General features: G+C 44.8%; 20 protein-coding genes. 10 read left to right on the top strand and 10 right to left on the bottom strand.

Features of this window, described 5'->3' with window-relative positions:
• Positions 1-4: 4 nt before the first annotated feature.
• Positions 5-949, bottom strand: a complete 945-nt coding sequence (locus tag AAFP14_RS15095; RefSeq protein ID WP_341733133.1) for an aldo/keto reductase — start codon at positions 947-949, stop codon at positions 5-7.
• A gap of 150 nt (positions 950-1,099) precedes the next feature.
• On the opposite strand from AAFP14_RS15095, the gene AAFP14_RS15090 reads away from it, so the two are divergent.
• Both AAFP14_RS15090 and AAFP14_RS15085 read left to right on the top strand, forming a co-directional pair.
• Positions 1,100-2,533 carry a BCD family MFS transporter gene (locus AAFP14_RS15090; RefSeq protein ID WP_341733067.1) on the top strand — a complete coding sequence of 478 codons (1,434 nt, stop codon included), beginning with the start codon at positions 1,100-1,102 and terminating at the stop codon, positions 2,531-2,533.
• Positions 2,534-2,622: 89 nt separating this feature from the next.
• Positions 2,623-3,459 (top strand): inositol monophosphatase family protein, encoded by an 837-nt coding sequence (locus AAFP14_RS15085; protein WP_341733066.1) that lies wholly within the window; start codon positions 2,623-2,625, stop codon positions 3,457-3,459.
• Positions 3,460-3,467: 8 nt separating this feature from the next.
• Here AAFP14_RS15085 and AAFP14_RS15080 read toward each other — a convergent pair whose 3' ends face one another.
• Together AAFP14_RS15080 and AAFP14_RS15075 are read right to left on the bottom strand one after the other, a co-directional pair.
• Positions 3,468-4,049, bottom strand: coding sequence for an NADPH-dependent FMN reductase (locus tag AAFP14_RS15080; RefSeq protein WP_341733065.1), 582 nt, complete (start codon positions 4,047-4,049; stop codon positions 3,468-3,470).
• A gap of 848 nt (positions 4,050-4,897) precedes the next feature.
• The gene (locus tag AAFP14_RS15075) at positions 4,898-5,893 is read right to left on the bottom strand and encodes a hypothetical protein (RefSeq protein WP_341733064.1); all 996 of its coding nucleotides are present in this window, start codon (positions 5,891-5,893) and stop codon (positions 4,898-4,900) included.
• A gap of 343 nt (positions 5,894-6,236) precedes the next feature.
• On the opposite strand from AAFP14_RS15075, the gene AAFP14_RS15070 reads away from it, so the two are divergent.
• Positions 6,237-6,506, top strand: a complete 270-nt coding sequence (locus AAFP14_RS15070; RefSeq protein WP_341733063.1) for a helix-turn-helix transcriptional regulator — start codon at positions 6,237-6,239, stop codon at positions 6,504-6,506.
• A 54-nt stretch (positions 6,507-6,560) separates the two neighbouring features.
• Here AAFP14_RS15070 and AAFP14_RS15065 read toward each other — a convergent pair whose 3' ends face one another.
• On the bottom strand, positions 6,561-6,746 hold the full coding sequence (locus AAFP14_RS15065) for a hypothetical protein (RefSeq protein WP_341733062.1): 186 nt from the start codon (positions 6,744-6,746) through the stop codon (positions 6,561-6,563).
• 117 nt (positions 6,747-6,863) lie between these two features.
• On the opposite strand from AAFP14_RS15065, the gene AAFP14_RS15060 reads away from it, so the two are divergent.
• Positions 6,864-9,752: a two-partner secretion domain-containing protein gene (locus AAFP14_RS15060; RefSeq protein ID WP_341733061.1), complete on the top strand. Its 2,889-nt coding sequence runs from the start codon at positions 6,864-6,866 to the stop codon at positions 9,750-9,752.
• 337 nt (positions 9,753-10,089) lie between these two features.
• On the opposite strand, the gene AAFP14_RS15055 is transcribed toward AAFP14_RS15060, so the two are convergent.
• From AAFP14_RS15055 to AAFP14_RS15045, 3 genes are all read right to left on the bottom strand, one after another.
• Complete coding sequence (locus tag AAFP14_RS15055) at positions 10,090-12,264, bottom strand: glutamine synthetase III family protein (RefSeq protein WP_341733060.1); 2,175 nt, start codon at positions 12,262-12,264, stop codon at positions 10,090-10,092.
• Positions 12,265-12,978: 714 nt separating this feature from the next.
• Positions 12,979-14,061, bottom strand: coding sequence for a sensor histidine kinase (locus tag AAFP14_RS15050; RefSeq protein WP_341733059.1), 1,083 nt, complete (start codon positions 14,059-14,061; stop codon positions 12,979-12,981).
• A 1-nt stretch (position 14,062) separates the two neighbouring features.
• Complete coding sequence (locus AAFP14_RS15045; RefSeq protein WP_341733058.1) at positions 14,063-15,217, bottom strand: FIST signal transduction protein; 1,155 nt, start codon at positions 15,215-15,217, stop codon at positions 14,063-14,065.
• A gap of 217 nt (positions 15,218-15,434) precedes the next feature.
• Between AAFP14_RS15045 and AAFP14_RS15040 the strand changes: the two genes are divergently transcribed.
• The 3 genes from AAFP14_RS15040 (at position 15,435) to AAFP14_RS15030 (ending at position 19,582) form a co-directional block, all read left to right on the top strand.
• Positions 15,435-15,665, top strand: a complete 231-nt coding sequence (locus tag AAFP14_RS15040; protein ID WP_341733057.1) for a hypothetical protein — start codon at positions 15,435-15,437, stop codon at positions 15,663-15,665.
• A gap of 50 nt (positions 15,666-15,715) precedes the next feature.
• On the top strand, positions 15,716-18,160 hold the full coding sequence (locus AAFP14_RS15035; protein ID WP_341733056.1) for a glycoside hydrolase family 31 protein: 2,445 nt from the start codon (positions 15,716-15,718) through the stop codon (positions 18,158-18,160).
• A 234-nt stretch (positions 18,161-18,394) separates the two neighbouring features.
• A complete protein-coding gene (locus tag AAFP14_RS15030; protein WP_341733055.1) occupies positions 18,395-19,582 on the top strand; it encodes a Fic family protein in 1,188 nt (395 codons plus the stop codon).
• A gap of 77 nt (positions 19,583-19,659) precedes the next feature.
• Here the strand turns inward: AAFP14_RS15030 and AAFP14_RS15025 are convergent, their stop codons facing one another.
• Together AAFP14_RS15025 and AAFP14_RS15020 are read right to left on the bottom strand one after the other, a co-directional pair.
• Positions 19,660-20,814: a PIN domain-containing protein gene (locus AAFP14_RS15025; RefSeq protein ID WP_341733054.1), complete on the bottom strand. Its 1,155-nt coding sequence runs from the start codon at positions 20,812-20,814 to the stop codon at positions 19,660-19,662.
• Positions 20,814-21,161, bottom strand: coding sequence for a helix-turn-helix transcriptional regulator (locus AAFP14_RS15020; protein WP_341733053.1), 348 nt, complete (start codon positions 21,159-21,161; stop codon positions 20,814-20,816). Before AAFP14_RS15020 ends, AAFP14_RS15025 begins: the two co-directional genes overlap by 1 nt.
• Before the next feature lie 186 nt (positions 21,162-21,347).
• Here AAFP14_RS15020 and AAFP14_RS15015 point away from each other — a divergent pair, with 186 nt between their 5' ends.
• Both AAFP14_RS15015 and AAFP14_RS15010 read left to right on the top strand, forming a co-directional pair.
• A complete protein-coding gene (locus tag AAFP14_RS15015) occupies positions 21,348-22,118 on the top strand; it encodes a phospholipase D-like domain-containing protein (RefSeq protein ID WP_333390850.1) in 771 nt (256 codons plus the stop codon).
• Positions 22,119-22,356: 238 nt separating this feature from the next.
• Positions 22,357-24,222, top strand: coding sequence for an ABC transporter ATP-binding protein (locus tag AAFP14_RS15010; protein WP_341733052.1), 1,866 nt, complete (start codon positions 22,357-22,359; stop codon positions 24,220-24,222).
• Positions 24,223-24,809: 587 nt separating this feature from the next.
• On the opposite strand, the gene AAFP14_RS15005 is transcribed toward AAFP14_RS15010, so the two are convergent.
• Positions 24,810-25,238, bottom strand: a complete 429-nt coding sequence (locus AAFP14_RS15005) for a hypothetical protein (protein WP_341733051.1) — start codon at positions 25,236-25,238, stop codon at positions 24,810-24,812.
• A 289-nt stretch (positions 25,239-25,527) separates the two neighbouring features.
• On the opposite strand from AAFP14_RS15005, the gene gnd reads away from it, so the two are divergent.
• Positions 25,528-26,982 carry a decarboxylating NADP(+)-dependent phosphogluconate dehydrogenase gene (gene gnd, locus AAFP14_RS15000; protein WP_341733050.1) on the top strand — a complete coding sequence of 485 codons (1,455 nt, stop codon included), beginning with the start codon at positions 25,528-25,530 and terminating at the stop codon, positions 26,980-26,982.
• Positions 26,983-27,000 lie beyond the last annotated feature (18 nt).

Genomic DNA, 27,000 nt, shown 5'->3' with positions numbered 1-27,000 from the left:
TGATTTATTCTTGCCAAGGACGAGTCATTAATTCTAGTTGGTTGACTTCATCTTGGCTCAAATTCCAGCCTAATGCACCGGCATTTTCTGCGGCTTGTTTTGCTGTTTTTGCGCCGGGAATGGGGATGACTCCCTTTTGAGCGATTAGCCAGTTGAGGGCTACTTGGGCTGGGGTGCGATCGCGCTTTTTGCCCATTTTCCGCAGAGTGGACATGACTAATTGGATTTTTTCGAGGCCTGTTTTGCTGAAGCGCGAGTCAAATTTACGGGCTCCTGCTGGTTGTTGTTCGGCACTATATTTGCCTGTGAGTAATCCTTGGGCTAAGGGACTATAAGCTAAAATTGTGACTCCTAATTCGCGGGCTGCGCTGACAATTCCTTGTTTTTCTACTTGTCGCGATAGCAAGGAGTAACGGACTTGATTTGTGGCTAAAGGAACGCCTCTATTTGCTAAGATTTTGTGGGCTTCGCGCATCTGTTCTACTGTGTAGTTACTGACTCCGACTGCTTGGATTCTGCCTTGTTTGACTTCATCCGCTAAGGCGTTCATTAGGGTTTCTTGACTCAGTAAAAATGAGAATGGCCAGTGTACTTGGTAGAGGGCTATTTGTTCTACTTGCAAGCGTTTTAAGCTAGCACTCAAGGCTTCGGAAACTGATTTTCCGGTAATGCGCCAAGGTACGGGACCGAATTTTGTGGCTACTTGTACTGGTTGGCTGGTTTTTTTGATAAACTGCCCTAGTAATTCTTCAGACAAGCCGTTACCGTAGACTTCGGCGGTGTCGAAGAAGTTGACTCCGGCATCTAGGGATGTTTTGAATGCTGCTTCTACTTCTGCCGGGCCGTAGTTGCTGCCATAATTCCAAAATAGCTTATCCCCCCAAGCCCAAGTTCCGACGCACAGGGGAATGACGGCGGGGCCGTTTTGTCCTAGGGTAATGGTTGTCACGGTTGGTAAATCCACAGTTATTGATTCTCTTTATTTTTATATGAATTTATACGAATAATCCGATTTCAGCTTCTAGCTTGGGAAAGAATCGGGACGAGTTGCGATATCTCAGGTACGATAAATCCAAATGTTGTATTTATTTGAATAGTTATGTCGATCGACCGTTTACCAGATTCAAGATTAACAGATTCCGCCACTGTTGGGTTCAAAAGGGTTAACCTGCTGACTATGTTCCGCCTGGGCTTGTTTCAGATGGGCTTGGGTATGATGTCGATTTTGACCCTGGGGGTGCTCAATCGGGTGATGATTAAGGAGTTGGCGATTCCGGCTACTGTGGTGGCTGCTACTCTGGCTATGCACCAGTTTGTCGCCCCGGCTAGGGTGTGGTTTGGACAAATGTCTGATGCTAGGCCTTTGTTTGGCCATCACCGCACTGGTTATGTGTGGCTGGGTGGGGTTTTGTTTGTGATTTCGGCTTTTTTGGCGGTGCAGGTGATGTGGCGCTTAGGCGATAGTTTGCAGGCTGTGGGATGGACTACTCCTACCTATGGTTTAGTGGGTTTGTTGGGTTTGATTTTTGCAGTTTATGGTATTGCGATTTGTTCGAGTTCGACTCCTTTTGCTGCTTTGTTGGTGGATGTTTCGGATGAGGAAGATAGATCCAAGTTGGTTGGTGTTGTGTGGTCGATGTTGATGGTTGGTATTATTATTGGGGCGATTGTTAGCAGCGGTTTGCTTAAACAAATTGATGGGGATGTCCCACGGGAAGTTTTGCAGGCTTCGATTAATGGTTTGTTTGTCAAGGTGCCGGCGCTGGTTTTGTTTTTGGTGGGGGTTTCTACTTTTGGGGTTGAGAAAAAGTATTCGCGCTATGGATTGCGATCGTCGGCAGTTAATCGAGAAGATAAGATTACTCTGGGAAGTGCGTTGCGGATTTTGACTGCTAGTCGCCAAACGGGTTTATTTTTTACTTTCTTGCTGATTATGACAATTTGTTTGTTTATGCAGGATGCGGTTTTGGAACCTTATGGCGGGGAAATTTTTAAGATGCCAATTTCGGAAACTACGCGGTTGAATGCTATTTATGGTACTGGTGTGCTGTTTGGTTTAAGCGCCACGGGTTTTTTAATTGTGCCGCGAATTGGTAAGCAAAATACGATTAGGTTGGGCTGTTTGGCGGTGGCGGTTTGTTTTGGTTTAATTATTTTATCGGGATTTACTGGTAATCCGATGTTGTTTAAGTTGGCTTTAATGTTGTTTGGGCTGGCTTCGGGTATTACGACGACGGGGGCTTTGAGTTTGATGTTGGATTTGACTGCGGCGGAAACTGCGGGGACTTTTATTGGGGCTTGGGGTTTGTCTCAGGCTATGGCGCGGGGTGTGGCGACGGTTAGCGGTGGTGCTATTTTGGATTTTGGCAGGAGTTTGTTTGGGGTACCGATGCTGGCTTATGGGTTGGTGTTTATGGTGCCGGCGCTGGGTATGGTGGTGGCTGTTTGGCTGTTGGGAAGGGTTGATGTGAAGGAGTTTCAGGATAATGCTAAAAGTGCGATCGCCACTATTCTCGAAAATGAACTAGACTAAGGTTTGGCTGTTGGCTGTTGGCTGTTGGCTGTAGTAACAAATAACCCATAACCAATAACAAATCACCAATAACAAATAACCAATAAGCAATGAAAGATTTTTGGGATTCTATTTTAAGTTTTGCACAAGATACTGTCGATGGCGTTGGACAGCAGTTGTTACAAGATTTTGGTACGACGCAAGCCGATGAGAAGGATGACGGGAGTTTGGTGACGCAATCTGATAATTGGGCGGATGCGGAGATTAGAAGTGCGATCGCCTCTACTTTTCCCACTCATGGTATCTTGAGCGAGGAGGGACAACACGTTTTTCCTGATACTGAATGGTGTTGGATTGTTGACCCTGTAGATGCTACCACTAATTTTGCTAGGGGAATTCCAATTTGGGGGATTTCTCTGGGTTTATTGTATCGCGGAACTCCAGTTTTTGGCTGCGTACATTTGCCACCACTGAGTCAAACTTTTCATGGTTTTTTTGCAGGCGATTTTGTCGAGAAAAATCTCTTGACAGATATCCCACAAGGTGCTTTTTTAAATGGGAAGCCGATTTGTCCTAGTGCTGATAAAATGAGTGGCAATCATTTGTTTAATTTGTGCTCCCGTAGTGTGGGAATTGGGCCTCATCTTCCTTCCAAAGTACGGATGTTGGGAATGGCTACTTATAATTTTTTGACTGTGGCTTCCGGTGCGGTTTTGGGAGGTGTGGAAGCTACTCCCAAAATTTGGGATATTGCTGGGAGTTGGGTAATTGTGAAAGCTGCGGGTGCGGTTTGGCTACCGCTGGATTCCCAGGCAATTTTTCCCCTGGAAGTGGGGAAAAATTACGCTAGGGTTTCTTATCCGACTTTGGTGATGAATCGGCAGGAGTTGGTGTCGATATTTTTGCCGTTTGTAGAGGCTTGGAAGCAGAAAAAATTGGGAAATTAAATACTCTTTTAGGCGCTGAGTTTTGCCAATATTCCAGCAAGTTTACCACCCAGATTTTGTACTGCTTCCTGTTGCTTGGTATCTTTCAGGGTACCATCAGGATTAAATGCTTGAAAAGCTTGGGGAATTGCTTTTTGATCGGGAATCACCATGACGTTAATATTCTCCAAAAGCGATCGCAAATTAGCCAATCCCCGCATACCTCCTAAACCTCCGGGAGAAGCGCTCATAATGGCTGCTACTTTATTGTTGAAAGCAGCCAGCCCTGCTTCTGAGGGCTGCGGGCGAGATGCCCAATCGATCGCATTTTTGAGCACTGCGGTAATGGAACTGTTGTATTCTGGGGAAGCAATCAAAAGTCCTTGATGTGCTATCATCAATTCTTTGAATTTCAGAACATTGTCAGGAAGTCCTTCTGCTGCTTCTAAGTCTTCATCAAATAGGGGCATTGGGAAATCTCGCAAATCTATATAGGTGACTTCTGCCCCTGCGTTTCTAGCCCCAGTCGCTGCTACTTTCACCAGCATTTTGTTATAAGATGCTGTCCGGGTACTTCCGGCAAATGCGAGAATTTTTGGTGGATTGCTCACGGGTAGTTTTTAATGGTTTAGTTGACTAAAATTAACATTTTGTGGCATGACTATATCAGAATAAGGCGCTGGCTGTCTTATTCCTTAAGATGTATTTTGCTACTCAATGGGATGGGAGCATCCAGATTGTGTAAGGGCGAAGCATGACGGCAGAGAATTTATTAGTGTGAACCAGAGATTTACAGCGGTCATGCTTCGCCCCTACGAATATATTTGCAAAACACAGATGCACCCAATGCGATCTACCTAATAATTTGATTAATAACAAATAACCAACAACAAATAACCAATAACCAACAATAAATAACAACTAATATAAAAAAACCTGGCTGGTGTGACGGAGGAGTCTCCCACACCAGCCGTGGGGTTTGTAGTAAAAATAACCGACCGATGACCGATAAGTAAAGTGTGCCTTGGTGAATGCAGTTTCTGCAATCTGCGATCGGGCTATTTAATTTTGTCCGATCGGGTGATGCGGTGTGTGGGAAATTGGTATAGGGTGAGGCGATTTTGTGTAAATCAGTTGTCCCTCAACTATAGTAGATTGAGGTTGTAGAGCATAATATCAAATCCGGTACCATCTGAATTATTCATCTCTCTATTCTCTCACTCTGTGTCCTCTGTGTTCTCTGCGGTTAAATCATTCCGATGTAGCCGGAAACGATATATTCACCGATCGCACCGATCGCCCAAACCCCCAATAATTCAGCCCAAACAACCAAATATAGCAATCGCCTTAACAGCCTTGGCGATTCCTATACCAGAGCCCCCACTTCTTAAAGAAGTCGGGGCTCCCTAGCAACCGTCTTGGCTGTCGCTATATTTGCCACAAATTAAACACAGTAGTTTCAATCCAGTGGTACTGAATTTTCTTCCCTTGAAATTCCCTCAGTTAATGTTGACGCAGCCTGAGATTTTTTGCTAATAATTTTATGGTTTTTATCCTCCAATGAATTCGACTGTTTCTCCCCTTTAATTTCAGATTGCCGATTTTTCAACTTAACTTTACCAGCCGAACTTTTAGCCTGAATTTTCTCGCCCACACCTTTAGTCTTAACTTCCCCTTTAGCACCTTTTGACTTAACCTTCACTCCAAAACCTTGAGATTTATTGCCCTTAGCCACCGGGGATTTTTCTTCCCTTGCAGGCTTTTTAAACTCCTCATCTAACTGGTCTAGAATTTCCTCTTGTTCGGGAGTATGTTCCGCTGCTTCCTCTACATTTCGGGGATTGTATTCATCCACCAACCGGGCTAACAATTCCGAAATTGACATACCCGCTGCGGCGGCTTTTTTAGATAAAAGAGCGTAGGTGTCCGTTTTAATCTTAATTTGTTTGAGCCGCAGTTCGGGATTGTTGTCAACCGTTTCGCTAATAGTAACTGCGGTAATCTTTTCTTTTGGGACTACATCCACAACTTCTTGCCATTTTTCCTCCAAAGGACAGTCGCCATATTGGTCGGTGACTGCGTGTTTAAATAAAGGAACAACCTGAGCAACGCAGCTAGGCAAAATCTCAAATCCGGCTTTAATTAAGCGCAGACAAATACCAGCAGCTTTGATGATTTGCGTACAGTAAAAATACTGCCTACCTAATGCTTGTTCGCAGTAATTTTTAAAGGTTTTGAACTGGTCTTTATACAATCGCAGTCTTCGGATAGCATCCAGCATGATTCCTTGGCGCACGTAGTCTAGGAATCCCCTTTTTATTTCCCCAGTTAGGTATTCTAAATCGTGAAAGGGCGATTGATTCTGGATTTCTTCTTCAAAGTCTAGAAGGGGACCTGCAAAGTGAAAGTTGAAGGCGACATCGCCTACATAGAAGTTGTCCGTGGATGTGGGCATAATTGGGAATAGTTCGAGGAAGGGAAGAATATCACAGAATTAGTGCGATCGCCAAGTACAGAAAAGTCTTTGTGTTAATGTTTAATACTTTGATACAATCTTGATTCAGGCTGTAAGGGCGATCGACCTTTTACAGAGCAACACATCCCTCTAGCCTTGAGGGAAAGCGACTTGAGTTATACACCCAAGCCCCAACAAATGTAAGGGTATGCAGGCATAATCGATAGAAACTAAACCAAAGCGTTTTTACCCTCCGGCTACACAAGCCAACATTTTGTTGTCCTAAAACCATACTTGTAAAAGTTTACCTTGTCAACAAGTTTGCTTGTACGATGGCGATGATATGTATAAAAAGAAACAAACTCAAGATTCCAAAGATATACCCGCACTACAAATCTTGCGAGAAGCTGCGGGTTTGTCACAATCGGCTTTAGCCAAGCAAATTCCTGACAAAACGGGCGCAAAAACCCTAACTCAGCAAGCAATCAGCAACTGGGAACGGGGAATAGACGAACCCGAACTCACCATCGCTCAAATGAAAGCCCTTTGCCAAGCTCTAGGAAAAACACTGAACGATTTACCTAACGATTTAGGCCCACCAAATCGTGACTAATATCAAATGCGATCGCGATCGCACTTTTGGTAAGTTCTCAGTGGTTAGAAGCGGTTACAAATTCATTTTCAACTGATAACAACAGCGATCGCGATCTTTAATTTTTTTAAGTCGAACTTCGTAGGTGACAAAGTTTTGGCAAACTTCGGGAGGGTAGCCTTCTACTCTACAGCCTACAGCGTCTCCGAGGCACTGACCGACCAAGCAGCCTCTAAATTGTTCTCCACGCGGTACAATCATTTATCTGGTTTTAAGTACGTTGCTCCAATCTTATGTTAAATCCCCCACTTGTTTAATAATTCCGTGATTTGGGTGTTCTATTTTTTTAGTTAAAATACTATCTAGAGAAGTTCAACTATGTCCCCACTATCCTTCACTCTCTTGTTTGCTTTCTTATTACTATTTCCCACTGCGACAATTGCTCAAATCGTCCCCGATCGCACTTTGGGTACTGAAAACTCCCGCACAGTATCCGATACCATCAATAACCTACCATCCGACCGCATCGAAGGCGGGGCAACTCGCGGCCCTAACTTATTTCATAGTTTCCGCGAATTTAATGTCGGTGAAGGCAGAGGAGCCTATTTTGCCAATCCTAACGGCATTCTTAATATTTTCAGTCGCGTTACAGGCGGCAATCCTGCCAATATTTTAGGAACATTAGGAGTACAGGGAAGGGCCAACTTATTCTTACTCAATCCGAAAGGGATTGTCTTTGGTCCCAATGCACGGTTAGATTTACGCGGCTCATTTATCGGTGCAACTGCTGATAGTATTATTTTTAACAACGGCTTTGAATTTAGCAGTGCCAACTCCAATGCAGTACCATTGTTAGCGATTAATATTCCTGTGGGTTTGAGATTTCGAGACAATCCCGGTGCGATCGTCAACTCTTCTCAAGCGATCGGTCCCACGCCAACCTTACCGCCACTACCGATAGAGGTTCCTGTTTCTAACAAACTCGGTTTAGCAGTAGACCCCGGTCAAACTTTAGCCTTAATTGGCGGAGACATTCAAATACAAGGCGGAAATCTCACAGCTTATAGCGGACAAATATTACTCGGTAGCGTCAAGAGTCCAGGTGTGGTGCAATTTGAACCCACGGCTTTAGGTGTGAATTTAAACTACAGTAACATTCAGAACTTCGGCAATATTGAAATGAATGGTGCGTTGATAAATACCAGCGGATTAGGAGGTGGCAAGATTGATATTCGAGGTGGAAACGTCACCGTCAGCAGTTCTGGAATTTATGGATTGACACTAGGAAATATTGATGGCATGGGGATGGACATCAACGCCCAAAAATTGCGAGTAGATAGAGGATCGCAAATTCTCACCGCCACATTGGGAGATGGCAAAGGGAGCGATATCAACATCCGTGCTACTGACTCAGTAGAACTCAGTGGGATTGGATTTGATAGCTTTCAAAGATTTGTTCTTCAGTTTGCAAGAAGTGGTTCGAGCGACCCCTTAGATCGGCAAATTCTTTTAAGTAGTGGCACTACTGGTAGTGGAGCAGCGGGAGGAATCACAATTAATACCGGGCGACTGCTGATAGAAAATGGGAGTGTCATAGTTAGTTCTACCCTTGGTTCTGGTAATGGCGGAAATATGACTATCCGTGCCAGAGTTTTCGATCTGGTTGGTTCTGGAATCAACAGCGGGCCAATTAAAGGGAGTACAGGCGCTGGAGGAAATATAACCTTTGAGGGAGAAAGGTTAATCGTGCGCGATGGCGCTGCTTTGATCGCTCAGGCTCGTAGCGATACAGCATCAGGAGATATCAACATTAAAGCATCTGAATCAGTGGAAATATTACGTACACCTGATGGAAATATCCAGCCAAATTTCATCGGTACGACCACGATCGGTCAGAACGGTAAAGCCGGAGACATTAATATCGACACGAAGCGGTTGATTATTTCTGATGGCGGTGGAATTAGTTCGGGGACAGGTGCAATTGTTGCCAACCCCTTGTTTGGAACGAATGGGGGGCTGGGAGGAAATATCACAATTAGAAGCTCAGAATCGATAGAAATAGGAGGTATTTCTGGAGTGCTCGCGACTGGGGGTCGGAATGGTAGCTTCATCAACGCTGAAACCGCTTCCTTTAGTCGCGGAGGAGATATCCAAATTTCTACACCAGTGCTGACTCTGGGAAAAGGGGGGTCTATTTCTACATCATCTTTAGGCGCTGCGGATGCAGGAAATATTAGGATTGATGCAGCACGGATAGAACTTCTGGGTAATAATTCCAGTGGATTTAACAGTCAAATTCTGGCTTCTGTTGGTATTACTCCAAGTTTTACTAATCCCAATACTAAGGCGAATGCCGGTTCACTGAATGTGAATACTAATCAGTTGATTCTTCGCAATGGAGCGACGCTTGGTGTACGGACTTTGGGTTCGGGGCGTGCAGGTAATATTAATATTGTAGCTGACTCGATCGCCCTTGACAACAAAGCCAGCATTGATGGTACAACTGTATCTGGTACGGGAGCAAATATTAACCTCCAAGCGCGATCGATCCAGTTGCGGCGCGGCAGCAGAATTACCACTGATGCAGGTATTTCTGACGGGGGAAACATCAGAATTAATAGCGATATTTTGGTAGCTCTACCGCGAGAAAACAGCGACATTACAGCCAACGCTCGCACAGCTAGGGGCGGACAAGTTGCAGTTAATGTCCCGAATATCTTTGGCTTTACTACCATTAATCGAGAACAAGCTAGAAACACTTTAGGACTGAATGATGCGGAATTTGCCAATTTACAAGTAAATCCCACATCTTTAATTCCCACTAGCGATATCGCCGCCATTTCTCAACAGGCTGGCCCAGATTTACAAGGTGCGGTAACATTTAGCACTGCTGGTGTAAATCCGGCTCAAGGGTTAGTAGAACTACCTCAAAATGTTGTCGAGCCGGCTGCGTTAATTGTGGCTAATCCCTGCACAGAAGGAACGGGGAATGAGTTTACTATTACTGGTAAAGGAGGAGTACCAGCCAACCCTAGTGATGTGCTTAATAGCGATTCTACCCAGTTTAGTTGGGTGGAATCAGCCAGAGGTGAAAGCCAGAATCTACAGGGTAAAAAAGCGGAAATAAAAATGCCACCACCAGCAGTTATTCCGGCTCAAGGTTGGGTGATGGACGATCGAGGGCAAGTAAGGCTTCTAGCTTACAATACATCCGATCGAGTTCCGCAGCGATCGAAGCCTGCTTTGCGTGTTTGCCCGGAGCGCTGAAATCCGGTTGATTTCAAATCCGGTAGCATCGGAATTAATATTACCCACAATCAGGACACGGCAGTACCCAAGGAGTGTCAACTTAAGCTGTCAGTCCACCCAGTCCTTCCGTCCGCCCATCAGTCCGCCAGGGGTTGAAACCCCTGTCTCAAAGCGCAAGTCCTCTAAAAGAGGACTGATGAGTTCTTGAGTCCTCTTTTAGAGGACTTTAGCTATTAGCCAGGGGTTTAAACCCCTGGCGGTATTTCGGGTACGAGCGGCCTTCCGGTTTAATTTGACACGAATGAGCTCTTGGAGTGTCCCCACAAATCTCACCCGAAATTAACCAGGTTGGCGATTACTTAATGAACAGCATTTCCTGATAAGTAGGCAACGGCCACAACTCATCAGCAATTTCACCTTCTAAAGCATCCGCATACTGGCGAACCTCATCCATCAAAGGACGAATTGTTTGCGAAGCATACTGCATATGCTCTTCTGTAGAAGCAAAATCATGATTGCTCAAAGCATCAGTCAACTTGCTAGTACAATCCATCATCGATTTAAGCAGGGTGGCTACCTTTTGGGCAGTTTCTTTATCTAAGTCAATGCCAATTTCTTTCAAACCAGCAATAGTGTTAGAAAGATCCGACAAATAACTCACCGCTGCTGGATAAATCAGGGTTTTTGCCATGCTGACTACGAGTTTCGCTTCAACTTCAATTGCCAGCAAATACTGCTCTGCATAGACATCGAAACGGCTTTCCAATTCAACAGGAGTCAATACACCTGTTTTTTCAAACAAATCTTCAATGTATTCTGCTTTCAACACGGGCAAAGCATCGGCAGTAGTCCGCAAGTTGGCTAAACCGCGTTCTTCCACGGCCATTTTGTGCCATTCTTCAGAATAGCCATTGCCACCAAACACCACAGCACCATGCTCGTCCATCACTTCTTTCAGGACTTTTTGGATGGCAGCATTTAGTTCAGTTCCTTGTGCCAAATCGCTTTCTAACTTGTTAGCAACCCAGTCCAAAGAATCTGCCAAAATTGTATTCATTGCCACCAAGGGACCGGAAACAGATTGACCGGAACCTACAGCACGGAATTCAAAACGGTTGCCAGTAAAAGCAAAGGGTGATGTCCGGTTTCTGTCGCCGGCATCTTTCATGAAAGTAGGCAGTGTTTCTACACCTAAATTCATGATTCCCCGACCTTGACAATCCTTAACTCCTCCCTGACGAATTTGCTCGAATACATCTTCTAATTGCGAACCCAAATAGACAGAGATAATCGCTGGGGGAGCTTCGTTAGCACCTAATCTGTGGTCGTTGCTGGCAGTAGCAACTACGGCGCGCAACAGCGGACCATATTTGTGAACGCCACGAATCACAGCGCCGCAGAAAATCAGAAATTGTAGGTTGGAGTGCGGTGTATCACCTGGGTCTAATAAGTTTCCTTGAGTCGCATTCCCAATCGACCAGTTGACGTGTTTGCCAGAACCGTTAATGCCTGCAAACGGTTTTTCGTGCAGCAAGCAAATAAAACCATGTTTCTTCGCGGTGTTGCGCAGAATTGTCATGGTTAATTGTTGGTGGTCGCTGGCAACGTTGGCTGCTTCAAAAACTGGTGCAATTTCAAATTGACCTGGTGCTACTTCGTTGTGGCGGGTTTTGGCGGGAATTCCCAGGCGATACATTCTTTCTTCTACTTCTTGCATGAAGATTTGAACGCGCTCTGGAATTGCTCCAAAATAGTGGTCGTCAAATTGCTGACCTTTGGCTGGAGGTTTGCCAAACAAAGTGCGACCTGCTAACAGTAAATCGGGACGATTGTTGGCAAAGTTGGCATCTACCAAGAAGTATTCTTGTTCGGCACCGCAACTGGAATTGACTGGCGCAACTTCGGTATTTCCTAATTGTTTCAAAACGCGGGTTGCTGCTTTGTTCATGGCGGCAATGGAACGCAACAGCGGTGTTTTCTTGTCTAATGCTTCGCCTGTCCAGGAGATGAAAACAGTGGGAATGCACAAGGTCATGCCGTTGTCTGTTTCCATGACATAAGCAGGGCTGGTGACATCCCAGGCTGTGTATCCGCGAGCGGCGGCGGTGGAACGGATGCCGCCGTTGGGGAAGGAGGAGCCGTCGGGTTCGCCTTGTACTAGCAGTTTGCCGGCAAATTCTGAGATGACTGAACCATCGCTTTGTACAGAGATGAAACCGTCGTGTTTTTCAGCGGTGCTGTTGGTGAGTGGATAAAATACGTGGGCGTAGTACAATGCTCCTTTGGAAATAGCCCAGTCTTTCATGGCTACTGCAACTACGTCAGCGATGGAAGGGTCGAGTTTTTGACCTGTTTGAATTGTGTTTTTTACGGATTTAAAAATGCTTTTGGGCAGACTCTCTTGCATCTTGCTGAGAGTGAAGACATCTGTTGCCCACATATCTTCTAGTCGTTTCGGAGGCTTGGTAGGTGTCAGTTGGCGATTGACAATTTGGGAAATTGCTTGAACGCGCGATTCGTTTCCACTCATGATAGTTTTTTGGTGTTGATTACGGGAGAAGTAGTTTTGAAAAGATAAGGCTTAGGAACAGCCAGTTTTTAGTGAGGATGCTAGTCCTGTTTCTTGTTTTATAATCAGGGCTTTAGTCCTGACTACAAACAAGTTTTATTACGGGTGGTTAGTGCTAGGTCCGATCGCCCAGACACCATATTGATGACAATCTAGTGTCAGATGCGGTTGGATATTGGTTATTAACAAAACAATAGATGGCAAGAGAGTGTACTAACTTTAGTCAATATCATTGATATCAACTTTGCACAGATTTAGTACCTAATTTTTACCCTGGTAAGATCAAAAATTTTGTGCCTATGGATTCCTGTGAATTCAGGTCAAAACTACTTAGGGTTTTTAACTGTTTGGCGATCGTCAAATCGCATTCTACCAAGTAACACTGTTATGTGAGGTTTTGGAGAATTATCGAAAATACACAATCCACACTTGGAGAGTGTAAACAATCATTAATTAAATAAATGTATCCTAAGATACAGAATTTAATTTTGTGGCACAATGGTGGTAGAGAGCTGTGGGCGAGATGTCTCTGGCTTATGTAGGGCGGTTCCTAGACTGTGGCGTTTAGGGTGGTAGGGAGGGAATAGTCGTCAATTGTCCTCCATATCGATAGACTATTCTAGAATTTGCCACTCGATCGTATATATAGTCGCGTTTGAGGAGGCGACCAATTGGTTAAACCGGATTACAGACTTGCTTCTTGATAGGAATATGAATCACAAACTCCGCCCCTCTTCCGGGAGTTGAAAAAAACATGAGCTTGCCGCCATGTTTTTCAGTGATAATCTGGTAACTAATCGCCATTCCCATTCCTGTGCCCTTCCCAATGGGTTTTGTGGTGAAGAAGGGATTAAATATTTGTTTTTGAATTGCTTCGGGAATTCCTAATCCCGTATCTGCGATCGCAATTTGTACCCATTGGGCATCAATCACTGATGTAGAGATAGTAATCTGACTAGAATTTTCTTTTATTTCTGGAACCGTTCGTTTTTGATTTAATTCTTCAATGGCATCAATAGCATTGACCAGAATATTCATAAACACCTGATTCAGTTGTCCGGCATAGCACTCCACCAGTGGCAAATTACCGTAGTTCCGAATCACCTGAATCTCTGAGCTTTCCGGCTGATTTTTCAGACGATGCTGCAAAATGAGCAATGTACTATCAATTCCTTCATGAATATCCACTGACTTGAGTTGAGCTTCGTCCATTCGCGAAAAAATCCGCAAAGACAGGACAATGTTACGGATGCGTTCTGTTCCTAGCTTCATAGAAGTCAGAATTTTGAGCAAGTCTTGCTGCAAAAAATCTAGGTCTATTGCATCTGCCTCGCCTTGAATTTCAGCTACCGGATTGGGGTAATAATGCTGATAAAGTTGGACGATATTCAACAGGTTTTGAGCATAGTCCTCCAAGTATTTTAAGTTGCCGTGGATGAAGTTGACGGGATTATTAATTTCATGAGCGACTCCTGCTACAAGTTGCCCTAGGCTAGACATTTTTTCAGCATGAACGAGCTGGGCTTGAGTGCGTTTAAGTTCGCTCAGAGTCTGTTCTAGCTGACGCTTTTCTTTGACTTCTTTTTGGGAATTTTCTAGGTCGTTGATAATTTGCCGCAGCAAAGATTCTTTTTTTTGATTCGTTTGCTCTAGTTCTTGGCAAGTTGTCTCCGATCGCTCTAATTTCTTGCGTAAAATGCGATTTTCTTTTTCAAGTTGCTGAATTCTGGCCCTAACATCTATTTCTTCTGACTGCATCTTAGGCTTCTCCGATTAGCAAAGTGACAAATGTTTCATTGTGAAAATAGGAGATACCCAGAGCTGTTAAGGGGGAAATTTCCCCATTGGTGTAAAAGCCACAAGTGGGCAAAGATTTGGTCAAACAGGTTTGAGTTAGTGCGTATTCTTCTTTAGTTCGAGTACCTAAGATTTGTCGCCTACTGGCACAGGAAAAATACAAAGCAGCCGCCGGTTCTTTGCCGGGATAATTCTCTAAGGCTTGCATCATGGAGGTTCGAGAGGCAGATAGAATACTATCGTGGGTAGTTTCGGTAATTTGAACGATCGCCTGTTCGGGAAGATCTCCAAAAAAGGTCACGCTACCAATCTCTGAATCATAAACTCCACTGGGTGCTCGCAAATAGTAATGATTTTCATTGACATCAAACACGGCTAGGGGATATTCTGAGGATGGTGGCATTTTTCCTAAATAATGATGATAAAATTCCAGAGCAGGTTTACTATCAATTTCGTACACTATATTTTGAGAAGTTTTGGTAACTTTACCTCCCTTGCCAATGGGATTCCAACCACTAGCAATACCGTGAGAAAACAGGATTGAACCCGATATTAAAAGAATCGGAAAGGCATCGCTATAAACTCCGGTTTTGTAGAATTGATAGGTTTTTTTAAACTGCCATCTGTCCGCGGTGAGTCCGCCAAAAATAGGTATGTTTCCCCCTAAACCTTGATTCAAACTATCCAACATCAAAACGGCGCTAGTGGTGAGACTTTCTGGCAAAGCAATACAGAGTTTAACCTCTTCTGTATGACCTATTTTTGCTTGAACAATAGCGGTTTTAATGGCGCTATTTAAGTCCTGAGAAATGTCTCGTCCAATGCCAGCAGTAATTTTGATTTTATCTGCACAAAATAGCATCAGAGTCAGGGAATCTTGCTCAAATCCTAGAACAGAAGACATCTCTCCATCAGTGGTGCCACCAATTAGCTCAATTCCCGGATAAGTCAGATGAATTTGATTTAAGATGAGAGTATGTTCAAAGTCAATGGCTGCGAACAGTATACCCGCTTGAGGTGATGCTCCTGACAGGGATTGGTGGCATTGCTCTAGGACTTCTGCGATCGCCGAGAGAGAATCAGGGTCGTTGCTATGACCAACTACAGTTTTTAACATCGATTTACTCCAATAATTGTACCACCCATACAAATTTCAAGGTGACTGTTTTCCCTGGGTGAGTTATAAGCTGATGTTTGTCAATATAAATATAGCAAAAACTTTTCACTAATCAGAGGTGAATTTTCATCCTAGGGAAGTGGTAAGTTTGAATAATTTACCCAATTTAAAATTTCTATGTCGATTCTAACATAGTTATTTTATGAGCATTAAACCTGTGAAATCAATATACCATAATGAGCAACTAAAAACCGGAAGCGATCGCACTTTTGTTGGAAATCTGGGAAGAGGAGATGGAAGATGGAAAATGGTGTTGGTGGGAACTCGCCGAAAGTCGGGTTTAGTGACAGCTACTGCAAAGCCACATCGATCGGGTAAAGGCTCTAACAGCGAGATAGTTTTACGTTTAATTAAGTTCATTTACTCACTTCTTCCTTTTGCCAGATGACAACCCTTAACTGCTGAAAGCAATATCGATGATATTTAGACTCACAGTGTATGCCACAATACTTCGGAAAACTCCAAACTACCGAACAGCCTTGGTCAATTATTGGCTCAGTGCAATCGATCGACAAAACCGATCGCGCAATTCACTTCAACTGTACCAATTCCGCTCTCAAAATCAGCATCCTCGCGCCGAATTTAATTCGAGTGCGAATGTGGCCAAACCCCCCCCAACCAGGGCGGGCACGGGGGCACCGCCCCTACAACGGGGGGCAAGAAATAAAATTATCACCCCCCCTTAGCAAGGGGGGGCAGGGGGGGGGTCAAAGCAAATTGCACTCAGTAACTCTCCCCGACGAACAATGGGAAATCGTGCCTTTTGAAGTGCGAGAAACAGCGGAAAAAATCGAAATAGAAACAGCACAAATATTAGTTTCTGTCAATCGAAATCGCACTTCCATCGAATGCTTCGACAAATTAGGAAAACCCTTTGCTAGCGACTGCGCGAACCCGATGGGATGGCGCACAGGCGCAACCGCCGCCTGGAAACAAATCGAACCCGACGAACACTTCTACGGTTTCGGGGAACGCACGGGCTTCCTAGACAAACTCTCGGAAGTCAAAACTAACTGGACAACGGACTCCCTCGACTACAATTCCCTCACCGATGAAATGTATCAGGCGATCGCATTTTACATCGCCCTGAATCCCGATCGCGCTTACGGCATCTTTTTCAACACCACATTTTGGAGTCAATTCGACATCGGCGCCGAACAACCGGGCATTTTGCGGATGGAAACCAGAGACACGGAACTCGACTATTACATCATTTACGGCCCGGAACCAGCCCAAATTCTCGCCACCTACACCCAGTTAACCGGTCGGATGCCACTCGCGCCAAAATGGGCGCTGGGATACCACCAGTGCCGCTGGAGCTACGAATCAGAGGACGTGGTGCGGGAGTTGGCTAAGGAATTTCGCGATCGCAGCATTCCCTGCGATGTCATCCACCTCGACATCGACTATATGCGCGGCTACCGCGTGTTTACCTGGAGCCCGAAGCGTTTCCCCGATCCCGCGAAACTGATCGCAGATTTGAAAGCAGCCGGTTTCAAGGTGGTGACGATTGTCGATCCTGGTGTCAAGTACGAACCGGAAGCAGATTACGAAATATTCGATCGCGGTGTGGAAAACGACTACTTCGTCCGTACCGCAGACGGAAAGCTTTTCCACGGTTACGTTTGGCCCGATAAAGCGGTATTTCCCGATTTCATGCGTCCCGACGTGCGCCAGTGGTGGGGAGAATTGCACCAAAGCCTGACTGATATGGGGGTTGCGGGGATTTGGAACGATATGAACGAACCGGCGATCGCAGAAAGACCTTTTGGGGATGGCGGCGAACACATCTGGTTTCCGCTGGATGCGCCACAGGGCCCGCCAGAAGCGCTTTCTACTCACGCGGAAACCCACAATTTGTACGGGTTGATGATGGCGAAAGCTTGTGCTGAGGGGTTGCAAAAACTGCGATCGCGCGATCGATCTTTTGTGCTGACGCGATCGGGTTTTGCGGGCGTACAGCGCTACTCGTCGGTGTGGATGGGGGACAATCAATCGGTGTGGGAACATTTGGAAATGTCGCTACCGATGCTTTGCAACATGGGGCTTTCCGGCGTTGGGTTTGTTGGCTGCGACATCGGCGGCTTTGCGGGGAATGCAACCGCTGAATTGTTCGCGCGGTGGATGCAGGTGGGGATGCTGTATCCCTTGATGCGCGGTCATTCGGCGCTGAGTACGGCCCAGCACGAACCCTGGGTTTTTGGCGATCGCACCGAGCAAATCTGTCGCGAATACATCAATTTGCGCTATCAGTTGTTGCCTTACATTTACACCCTGTTTTGGGAAGCTGCAACGACGGGAGCGCCGATTTTGCGACCGCTATTGTATCATTTTCCGCGCGATCGCACAACTTATCACCTTTACGATCAAGTATTGCTCGGCCCGTCGCTGATGGCGGCACCGATTTACCGCCCCGGAGTCGAGCATCGCGCCGTGTATTTGCCCCAGGGTACTTGGTACGATTGGTGGACGGGCGAATGCTATCACGGCCCGACGCACATTTTAGCCCATGCGCCTTTGGAGAGAATGCCACTGTACGCCCGCGGTGGGGGGATAATTGCGTTAGCGAAGCCCTCGGAGAGGATCGCGCCCGTGCAGCAATTTGTCAGCGAACAACCGCTTGATTCTTTGAAAATGCGAATTTGGCCCGGAACTGGTGAATGGACGCTTTATGAAGACGACGGACACAGTTTTGAACACGAACAAGGTGTCTGGGCTACGACTAATTATCAGGTGTATTTTGAGGGGGACAAAAGTATCGTTGAAATTGCGGCGCGGGAGGGAGAGTTTGCGATTTCGGAGCGCGAAGTTACTGTCGAAGTTGTGGGGATTGGGGAACAGCGATTTACGGATGATGGTACGGTGCGGCGTTTGACATTTTAGGCAATTTTCTCAACCATATCCGTAGGGACACAGCAGTGCTGTGTCCTCCTGTCTCAACCATATCCGTAGGGACACAGCACTGCTGTATCCTCGTATTGCGATCGAGTTGGCCTGTCCTGGCAATCTTATTATACTAAAAAGACTTTTGCTATAATAAGATTTCGATACAGCCGTCTTATTTCACTGGAATAACATAAGATAACAAGACCTCAACCTTTGTCCCTCCGTCACCCAATGATGCGATCTGGTCGATACGTCCAACAAATTGAAGGATACAGCGCCTTCATTCCAGCGCCCCTCCCTCCCGAACCGCCCATTAAAATGGACGCAGAGCTTCATCGCTTGCTCTCCAATGCCGATCGCGCTTTGGGAAGACTAGACGGTGCTACCTCTATTTTGCCCAACCCTGACCTATTCGTAGCGATGTACGTCCGTCAGGAAGCCGTTCTTAGTTCGCAAATTGAAGGAACGCAAAGCACCCTAGAGGACGTACTTCAATATGAAATTGATGTCAAAGGTCAAGAACGCTTTAAAGATGTGCAAGAGGTTGTTAACTACGTTAACGCCATGAACTACGGTTTAAAGCGGCTTCAAGAATTTCCACTTTGTCTGCGCTTGCTGCGAGAAATTCATACAGAATTACTCAAAGACGTGCGAGGAAGCGATCGCACACCGGGAGAATTTCGGAAAAGTCAAAATTGGATTGGCCCTCAAGGTTGTAACCTGGGTACTGCGGCCTATGTACCTCCAACAGTTGCAGAAATGCACCAATCTCTCGACAACCTAGAGAGATTTTTGCACGATACCAATTCTTTACCTGTACTGATTCATTGCGGATTAGCTCACGCTCAATTTGAAACAATACACCCATTTTTAGATGGAAATGGACGGATTGGACGATTGCTAATTACTTTTCTGCTTTGTCAGCAAGGAATCCTACAAAAGCCTTTACTATACCTCAGTCATTATCTAAAATTTCACCGAATAGAATATTACGATCGCCTGATGGCAATTCGCACTCATGGAGATTGGGAAGGATGGTTAAAGTTTTTTCTTCAAGGTATTTTTGAAGTCAGCCAGTCAGCAACAACTACAGCCCGTTCTATTCTGGAAATGCGCGAAAAACACCGCGAAATAATCGGTCAGCAAATTTCCAGTAGCAGTTATGGTTTGCGCTTGCTAGATATACTTTTTCAGCACCCAATCGTCAATATTCGTTTAGTAGAAAACGAATTGCAATGTAGTTACGCAACAGCTAGGAAAATAGTCGATAAATTTGTAGAAATTGCTTTGCTTGATGAAGTCACAGGTTGGCAACGCAACAGACTTTATCGTTACAAACCCTATCTGGATCTTTTTGAAAGCAGCTACTCACTAATCAATCCCGAAAAATCTGATTCTATACCATCAACTCAAAGTTAATATTTCTTTGTTGTTCGCAAATATCGCCCAGACTTTATAGATCGCATTTTTATCACCATACTGCTCATCACTAGGTGTTAAAAGGTGGGGCGCGAGTTCGGCAAATCTATCTGGATATTGAAATAGGATTCTGTAAAAAGTTCGAGTTGCTTTGCTTCTGCTTCTTCTATTAATTTCCCCTTCTGTTTACCCTCGCCAAGAGGTTTGACAAACATATTCTTAACTCGCTCTTCCAACAATCCTGTATATAAAAACCATGTGAGCATTCTACTGGTATAGTCCTGTGAGGTTTTAGTGCTGACGGACTTTTTAGTGGGAGATATCTCAGCTATTAATTCCTGTAATCCCCATCTTGTCATAATTTTGCGATGCTCTAGTTGCCTATATATTTCTTTGGTAACTACATGGTTTGTTAATCTACCAGCCAAATATTCAGCAACTTCATTTTCTGATAAATTCAACAAATATGGTTGAATTACTACTGTATCTCCTTGAGAAAGTACCATATTAAAATTTTCAAAATCCCAAATAATACTTTGGGTGGTTTTCTGTGAATGGTTGGTTAGTATACTTAATTCCTTAATAGTTATACCTTGTAAGTCTTCTTTTGTTAATAATTTAAAAACTTTTAATACAGTACCAATGGGATTTCGGATTCTATAGCTCAAGGTACTCTCAACCTCCGAGGTTTGAAATAGACACAACTGTAGGGGATTTTCCGGCTGGTAAAAACTGCGATTCAATTGGTATCTAAATTCTGGCAAACTACCTACCTGTAAAATAGGTAAACTCGGTAAACTTGGCTTGTTTAATCTTTCTTCTAGCTGATTGCGCTCTGATAAATCACTCACTGAGAGAATTGACAAACCAGAACCCTCAAACTTTTGAGGGTTCTGGGTGACAATTGCACTTACATCCATCTCAATTGCACAAGCTACCTCGATTGCAGATTCAAACTCCCTGATATTTAATGACCTTGCTTTGTCTTCAATACAGCGGTTAACAAAGGAGACTTTTATAATTTTTTTAATTTCAGAAACAACTTCATCAGCAGTTTGTTCATCCTCCACCTTGCTTAAATGAAAGCGGATTTGATTTAAACCGCTCTCAGTCATGTACCCCTGAACGTGAGGAAGTCCGAGAAGCAGCCAGCAATTTCTCGCATCTCGTATAAATTGACTACGATTTAGCAAAGCCTCCAATATGAGGTTTGAATCGACTTGAATTCGCATTATTCATATACCTCTTGCTTTTCAAACTCCCCCTTTGTTTCAGGATTAGCTGTTTGGGCGGGTTTGTCGGTATGTAACATCCTTTGCAAATCTTCTAATGTACGCCGTTTTGGATTAGGCTCTGTGGGTTGAGTCTCTACGACATACTCGATCAAGTCTTCCGCGTTACAGCCAAACAGCTTGCATAGCTTGACAATCCTTTCTATCCATTCTATACCACTCCGTCCTTTCTCCCAGTTGGCGACTGTGTTTTCCGTTACTCCAAGCAGTTGTGACACTTCTAACTGGGTCAACCCTGCCTGCTCACGGAGTTGAGCGAGCCTTGGGACTGGCTTTGTACGTTCCATAAGTCGTTTTTCTCCACGCTGATCAGAGTATAGCACAAATTTGCCTAAAATAATTTGGGCAAACCCCTTGACAGCCTAAATTATTTTGGGCAAAATAGGAGTATCCCCGATCCGAGAGGCACGACCTCACAAAATCGTGTCGAGCTAAGGGAAGACAAGTAACCACCCTATGTAATGGAGCCAATTATGGGTAATCCCAGCTTTGACATATCAAGTTTGCAGGATTTTAAGCCAGCAAAGGCTCACTGCCAGAAATGCTACGGTCTGCACAAGGTCATCCCTCAAAATAAGAAGCAACAGATTCAGTGTCAAATTTGTGGTGTTCAATATGTTGTTCAGGGTCACTCCCAAATAGAGAAATTTCGCTCCCATTTCAAAGAGCGGGGTCTTTATATTGAGTTGAATGACAATGTTAAACATATTGAGCGACTTGGATCTATCGCAAGTCGTTTACGGCAATACAAGCCAGATTATTCGCCTATCAATGGATTATTGGAAGGACTGAACCAAGCCCAAAATTTTGTCCATTTCACAACTTTTGGCACTTGCAAGGAGATTCTGGGCTATTTGAAGTACGCAGCACAGAAGGTTAAGGTGCGTGGCATTGTATCTATACCTTCAAACCAAGAAAATTGGCTTTTGCCTGAACTGGAAAACTACAAAAACGAAGCGCCGAATTTAGAAATTAGGATTGTTCGCAGTTCAAACTGGCAACAACTACCTCATCAAAAACTGCTGGTGATTGATGGTTTGGTAGCTTTCACAGGTGGCGCTAATCTCACTCTAACTGGATGGCGTAAAGCATCTCGGGGATACGATCACGTAGAGGTTATAACTGATCTTGACAAGGTAATTGAACTACATAATCGCCTATTCTCACCCCGTTGGGCAGAATTGAGCAATTATGGCGACACGATAGCTATTGGTAATGAGCTGATTGACGATAATGCTGCTTGAAATAAGAGTGCTGGCCCTTAGTATTCTTTGTCTGGCACAGGCTTCATGCCTGTGTCAAAAACTGTTTAAATTATTAAGTAGGTGGGTAAATAAACCTTAGTCCTCTTTAGAGGACTTTAGCTATGAGGCAGGGATTTAAATCCCTGCCGACCTAATTGTTAGGAAACCCTATTACTTAATAACTACTGTTATAATATAGCCTCCACGGATGAGTAGACCCGACACCTACCCACAAACTATGCAACCCATCAAAATCACCACATTCCAAGCTTTGCGCCGCAGTCTGGGCCTCATAATCAAAGCCGCACCGATCGAACTCCGCAATTTAATATTACTCAACATCGTTCGCGGTGCAGCCCCATCTGGCGTGCTATTTTTAGATAAATTAATCATCGATGAAGTATCTCGGTTGCTGTCACAAACCCAAACAGCACAGCCCTTTGCTTTGATGCTTTCTCAGCCAATATTGCTGTGGAGTATTGTGGGAGTCTTAAGCCTCAAATTAATCGGCGATTCCATCGATAGCATGAGTTCCTTTACAGTCACATCTTTGCGCGATCGCCTTCAAGGCGCAGTTGAAGGAAAAGTTCTCGAAAAAGTCGCCAATTTCGACGATATCGCCCTGTTTGAAAACCCCGAACTATTAAATATAGTAGAACTCGCGAAAACCGGAGTATCTAAAGTACAGCAACTAGCATTTACCCTCAGCATGACAATCACGGGAATTTTTATTTTTATTCCATCTGTCAGCATTGCTGCTGCTATAGCTTGGTGGGTACCTCTGCTGATAATAATTTCATCTATTCCCTCAATTTACATCGAAAGAAAATATACCAAAATCATCTGGAGAATCCAAAAAAAGCAAGCTAAAATTAGTCGCGAAATGAACTTATCTGCTAGAGTGTTGACTGGCGAAGAATACGCTAAGGAATTGCGTTTGTTTGGCTTGCAAGAACTTTGGATAAAACGCTGGCAGGCTCAGTTTGTGCAGTATTTTAGCGAGATGCAGGCAATTAGAAAAAAGGGAGCAATTGTTGTACTATTGTGGTCTGTTATTAGTAGAATAGGAGTAGCTTTGCCCTTTGTTTATATAGTGATGGGAGCTTTGGGCAGGCGCTATACTTTGGGGGATTTGGCACTTTATTCTGGTTTGATTGTTCAAGTAGAAAACAGCTTGCAATTGCTGATAGGGAATTACACTAATTTGTACGATATTTCTCTCAGCGTTACTCCGATTTTTCAATTGTTGGATCTCAAGCCGGAATTGCAATCTCCCCTTGGGGATGTGGCGTCTCGCCTGCCTAGTTTACCAGAGGGCGGGCAAGATGCCAGTGCCACAAATGATAAAATTGGGATCGAGATTGAGCATCTATCTTTCTGCTATCCAGGTAGCAAGAAAAACACCGTTGAAGATATCAACTTAACGATTAATCCGGGTGAGATGCTAGTGCTTGTCGGTGAAAATGGCGCGGGTAAAACAACCCTTGGCAAACTCCTTGGCAGACTGTACGATCCGACAAGCGGTTCGATCGCCTGGAACGACAAAGACTTGCGATCGTACCCTCTAGCATACGTGCGATCGCGCATTGCAGTAGTCATGCAAGATTACGCCCGTTTCCCCTCCACAGTGCGAGAAAATGTCGGCTTCGGTGACTTGCTTTCCCTGTCGGATGACACCGCAATTAACGAAGCCCTGAACGAAGCAGGAATTAGCGCCAAAGTCAATACTTTGTCCGCAGGTTTAGAGACTCCGTTGGGGAAACAATTAGAAGACGGCATCGACTTATCGGGAGGACAGTGGCAGAGAATTGCGATCGCCCGCGCCTTAATGCGGCTTTCTACAGCCGAAGTCCTAATTTTTGACGAACCAACCGCCGCCCTCGACCCCAAGACAGAACACGAAATTTACACCATCTTCCGCCAAATCGCCGCCGGGAAAACCACGGTTGTGATTAGTCACAGATTGGGCTTAGCAAAAATAGCCGATCGCATCGCCGTGATGGAAAACGGTAAAATAGTCGAAATAGGAACTCACGACGAATTGATAGCATCAAACGGAATTTACTGCTCAATGTTCACCCGTCAAGCCAGCAGCTATATTTAGAGTTAAACCAACAGTCCAACCGGGGTTAAAACCCCTGTCTCATAGCGAAAGTCGGTTGAAACCGACTGGGGAGATATTGCAACGCAATGCTTGTTCAAAAATCTGTCTTTCAGTCCTCTTTGAGAGGACTTTCGCTATGAGACGGGGGTTTTCAACCCCCGGCGGAATTGTGGGTTAGCGTAAGGATTTTGGGCGCGAATGACTAATGACTAATGACTAATGACTAATAACCAATAACCAATGACTAATAACCAATAACCAATGACTAATAACTAATGACTAATAACTAATGACTAATAACTAATGACTAATGACTAATGACTAATGACTAATGACTAATGACTAATGACTAATGACTAATGACTAATAACCAATGACTAATAACCAATAACCAATGACTAATAACCAATAACCAATGACTAATAACCAATAACCAATGACTAATAACTAATGACTAATGACTAATGACTAATGACTAATAACCAATGACTAATAACCAATAACCAATGACTAATAACCAATGACCAATGACTAATGACCAATGACTAATGACTAATGACTAATGACTAATGACTAATGACTAATGACTATCTCCCAGTCAGCGTATCCGCATAAGGATCGGGCAAAGCTTGCTGCACTTCCAAAAGCGACAAAGCATCCCCAGTCAACTTTGTACTGCTATTTAAATAATTTTTTTTTACCCCATCACCCTTACGATCGCGCTCTTGCAAATGCGATAATTCCTCTTGATAAACAGCCACAATCCGCGCCAAACTCGCAGCCAAATCATCCCAATTATCATCCGTTCCTAACTTCTCAGAAATCCCCTCAAATAACTCTCCAGCTTGCCTTTTTTGCACGTAAGCTTTCAAAAGCTTTCCCGACTTTTGCAAAACCGCCTGATAAATGTCCCCATCAGACCACCACAACCCCTGTTGACTCAGCAGCCAAGTCAAAATATACTCGCGAGCGTGTTGCTCCTTCACCCAAGCCGCGAGATACTGCAAATCTTCCATAGTGACAGTCTCCTAACTTTTATCGAAAATTTGGGCTAATTTGTATCTACCGTTACTGCGATCGATTTAATATCTGTTTTATTATCACCCACCGATCTCTTTAATATCCCTTAAATCTTAAAAAAACCCTACTGATTCACCAAACATCAATTTTTAGCATATAAAAATACACTTAAACTGACATAAAGTCTATTGTTCGATACTTTCTGTCCACAGGAAAGCGCTAAACCCCGCCTCGCTTTCCTCTCTCGCAAACCTATCATCAAACGGAACCAGCGGATTACTTAGCATGACAAAGCAAAATTTTGGTTTAATCGGTCTAGCAGTGATGGGCGAAAACCTAGCCCTCAACGTCGAAAGCAGAGGCTTCTCTGTAGCTGTGTACAACCGCACAGCAGCTAAAACCGACGAATTCATGGCGAAACGCGCCCCCGGCAAAAACATTGTAGCCGCCAAGACTCTGACAGAATTCGTCGATGCCCTAGAAACCCCGCGCCGCATCTTAGTCATGGTGCAAGCTGGCAAACCAGTCGATGCAGTCATCGACCAGCTCAAACCCATGCTGTCACCGGGCGACATGATTATTGACGGCGGTAATTCCCTCTACGATGACACCGAACGTCGCACCAAAGATTTAGAAGCTGCCGGACTGGGATTTGTCGGCATGGGCATCAGCGGGGGCGAAGAAGGCGCGCTGAATGGTGCTAGCTTGATGCCCGGTGGCACCCACGCTGCTTACGGCATACTAGAGCCAATTCTCACCAAAATTGCGGCTCAAGTAGATGACGGTCCCTGCGTCACATTCATCGGTCCTGGTGGCGCTGGTCACTACGTGAAGATGGTTCACAACGGGATTGAGTACGGGGATATGCAGCTTATTGCTGAAGCCTACGATTTGCTCAAAAACGTGGCTGGATTGGACGGTAAGCAGTTGCAGGAAGTTTTTGCCGAATGGAATACCACTGACGAACTCAACTCGTTTTTGATTGAAATTACGGCGAATATTTTCAAGTACATTGACTCGGAAACTAAGCAGCCCTTAGTTGAGGTGATTATGGATGCAGCGGGCCAAAAAGGTACTGGCCGCTGGACTGTAATGAGTGCTTTGGAATTGGGGGTGAGCATTCCGACAATTATTGCTGCTGTGAATGCCAGAATCATGTCTTCTTATAAGGCGGAGCGTGTCAAAGCTTCCCAAGAATTAACGGGGCCTAGCGGCAAATATGAAGGCGATACTAAAGAGTTTGTCAACAAAGTTCGCGATGCTCTTTACTGCTCGAAAATTTGCTCCTACGCCCAAGGCATGGCGCTGTTGAGCGCGGCCTCGAAGTCCTACGGTTATGACTTGAGTTTGAGCGAAATTTCCCGCATTTGGAAGGGTGGCTGTATCATTCGGGCTGGCTTTTTGGACAAGATTAAAAAAGCTTTCAAGGACGATCCTGCCTTGCCGAATTTGCTGTTAGCGCCGGAGTTTAAACAGAGCATTCTCGATCGCCAATCAGCTTGGCGGGAAGTGTTGTCTACTGCTAGCACCCTGGGGATTGCAGTGCCGGCATTCAGCGCCTCGCTGGATTATTTTGATAGCTACCGACGCGAAAGATTGCCGCAAAACCTGACGCAAGCGCAGCGGGATTATTTCGGGGCTCACACCTACGAGCGCATCGACAAACCGCGCGGTGAATTCTTCCACTCTGAGTGGACTCAGGCTGCTGAAGAGTCGCTGCAAACTGGAACTACGGATTAATTAGTTTTTGTAGGGTGC

The sequence above is a fragment of the Microcoleus sp. EPA2 genome, assembly GCA_020882975.1.
Lineage (GTDB): Bacteria > Cyanobacteriota > Cyanobacteriia > Cyanobacteriales > Microcoleaceae > Microcoleus.
This window is presented reverse-complemented; position numbering and strand designations above follow the sequence as displayed.

Excerpts from the sequence above, each read along its gene's own strand:
- AAFP14_RS15090 (WP_341733067.1), top strand. The coding sequence starts at position 1,100 with ATGTCGATCGACCGTTTACCAGATTCAAGATTAACAGATTCCGCCACT.
- AAFP14_RS15085 (WP_341733066.1), top strand. The coding sequence starts at position 2,623 with ATGAAAGATTTTTGGGATTCTATTTTAAGTTTTGCACAAGATACTGTC.
- AAFP14_RS15075 (WP_341733064.1), bottom strand. The coding sequence starts at position 5,893 with ATGCCCACATCCACGGACAACTTCTATGTAGGCGATGTCGCCTTCAAC.
- AAFP14_RS15070 (WP_341733063.1), top strand. The coding sequence starts at position 6,237 with ATGTATAAAAAGAAACAAACTCAAGATTCCAAAGATATACCCGCACTA.
- AAFP14_RS15065 (WP_341733062.1), bottom strand. The coding sequence starts at position 6,746 with ATGATTGTACCGCGTGGAGAACAATTTAGAGGCTGCTTGGTCGGTCAG.
- AAFP14_RS15060 (WP_341733061.1), top strand. The coding sequence starts at position 6,864 with ATGTCCCCACTATCCTTCACTCTCTTGTTTGCTTTCTTATTACTATTT.
- AAFP14_RS15055 (WP_341733060.1), bottom strand. The coding sequence starts at position 12,264 with ATGAGTGGAAACGAATCGCGCGTTCAAGCAATTTCCCAAATTGTCAAT.
- AAFP14_RS15050 (WP_341733059.1), bottom strand. The coding sequence starts at position 14,061 with ATGCAGTCAGAAGAAATAGATGTTAGGGCCAGAATTCAGCAACTTGAA.
- AAFP14_RS15045 (WP_341733058.1), bottom strand. The coding sequence starts at position 15,217 with ATGTTAAAAACTGTAGTTGGTCATAGCAACGACCCTGATTCTCTCTCG.
- AAFP14_RS15035 (WP_341733056.1), top strand. The coding sequence starts at position 15,716 with ATGCCACAATACTTCGGAAAACTCCAAACTACCGAACAGCCTTGGTCA.
- AAFP14_RS15030 (WP_341733055.1), top strand. The coding sequence starts at position 18,395 with ATGATGCGATCTGGTCGATACGTCCAACAAATTGAAGGATACAGCGCC.
- AAFP14_RS15025 (WP_341733054.1), bottom strand. The coding sequence starts at position 20,814 with ATGCGAATTCAAGTCGATTCAAACCTCATATTGGAGGCTTTGCTAAAT.
- AAFP14_RS15020 (WP_341733053.1), bottom strand. The coding sequence starts at position 21,161 with ATGGAACGTACAAAGCCAGTCCCAAGGCTCGCTCAACTCCGTGAGCAG.
- AAFP14_RS15015 (WP_333390850.1), top strand. The coding sequence starts at position 21,348 with ATGGGTAATCCCAGCTTTGACATATCAAGTTTGCAGGATTTTAAGCCA.
- AAFP14_RS15010 (WP_341733052.1), top strand. The coding sequence starts at position 22,357 with ATGCAACCCATCAAAATCACCACATTCCAAGCTTTGCGCCGCAGTCTG.
- AAFP14_RS15005 (WP_341733051.1), bottom strand. The coding sequence starts at position 25,238 with ATGGAAGATTTGCAGTATCTCGCGGCTTGGGTGAAGGAGCAACACGCT.
- gnd (WP_341733050.1), top strand. The coding sequence starts at position 25,528 with ATGACAAAGCAAAATTTTGGTTTAATCGGTCTAGCAGTGATGGGCGAA.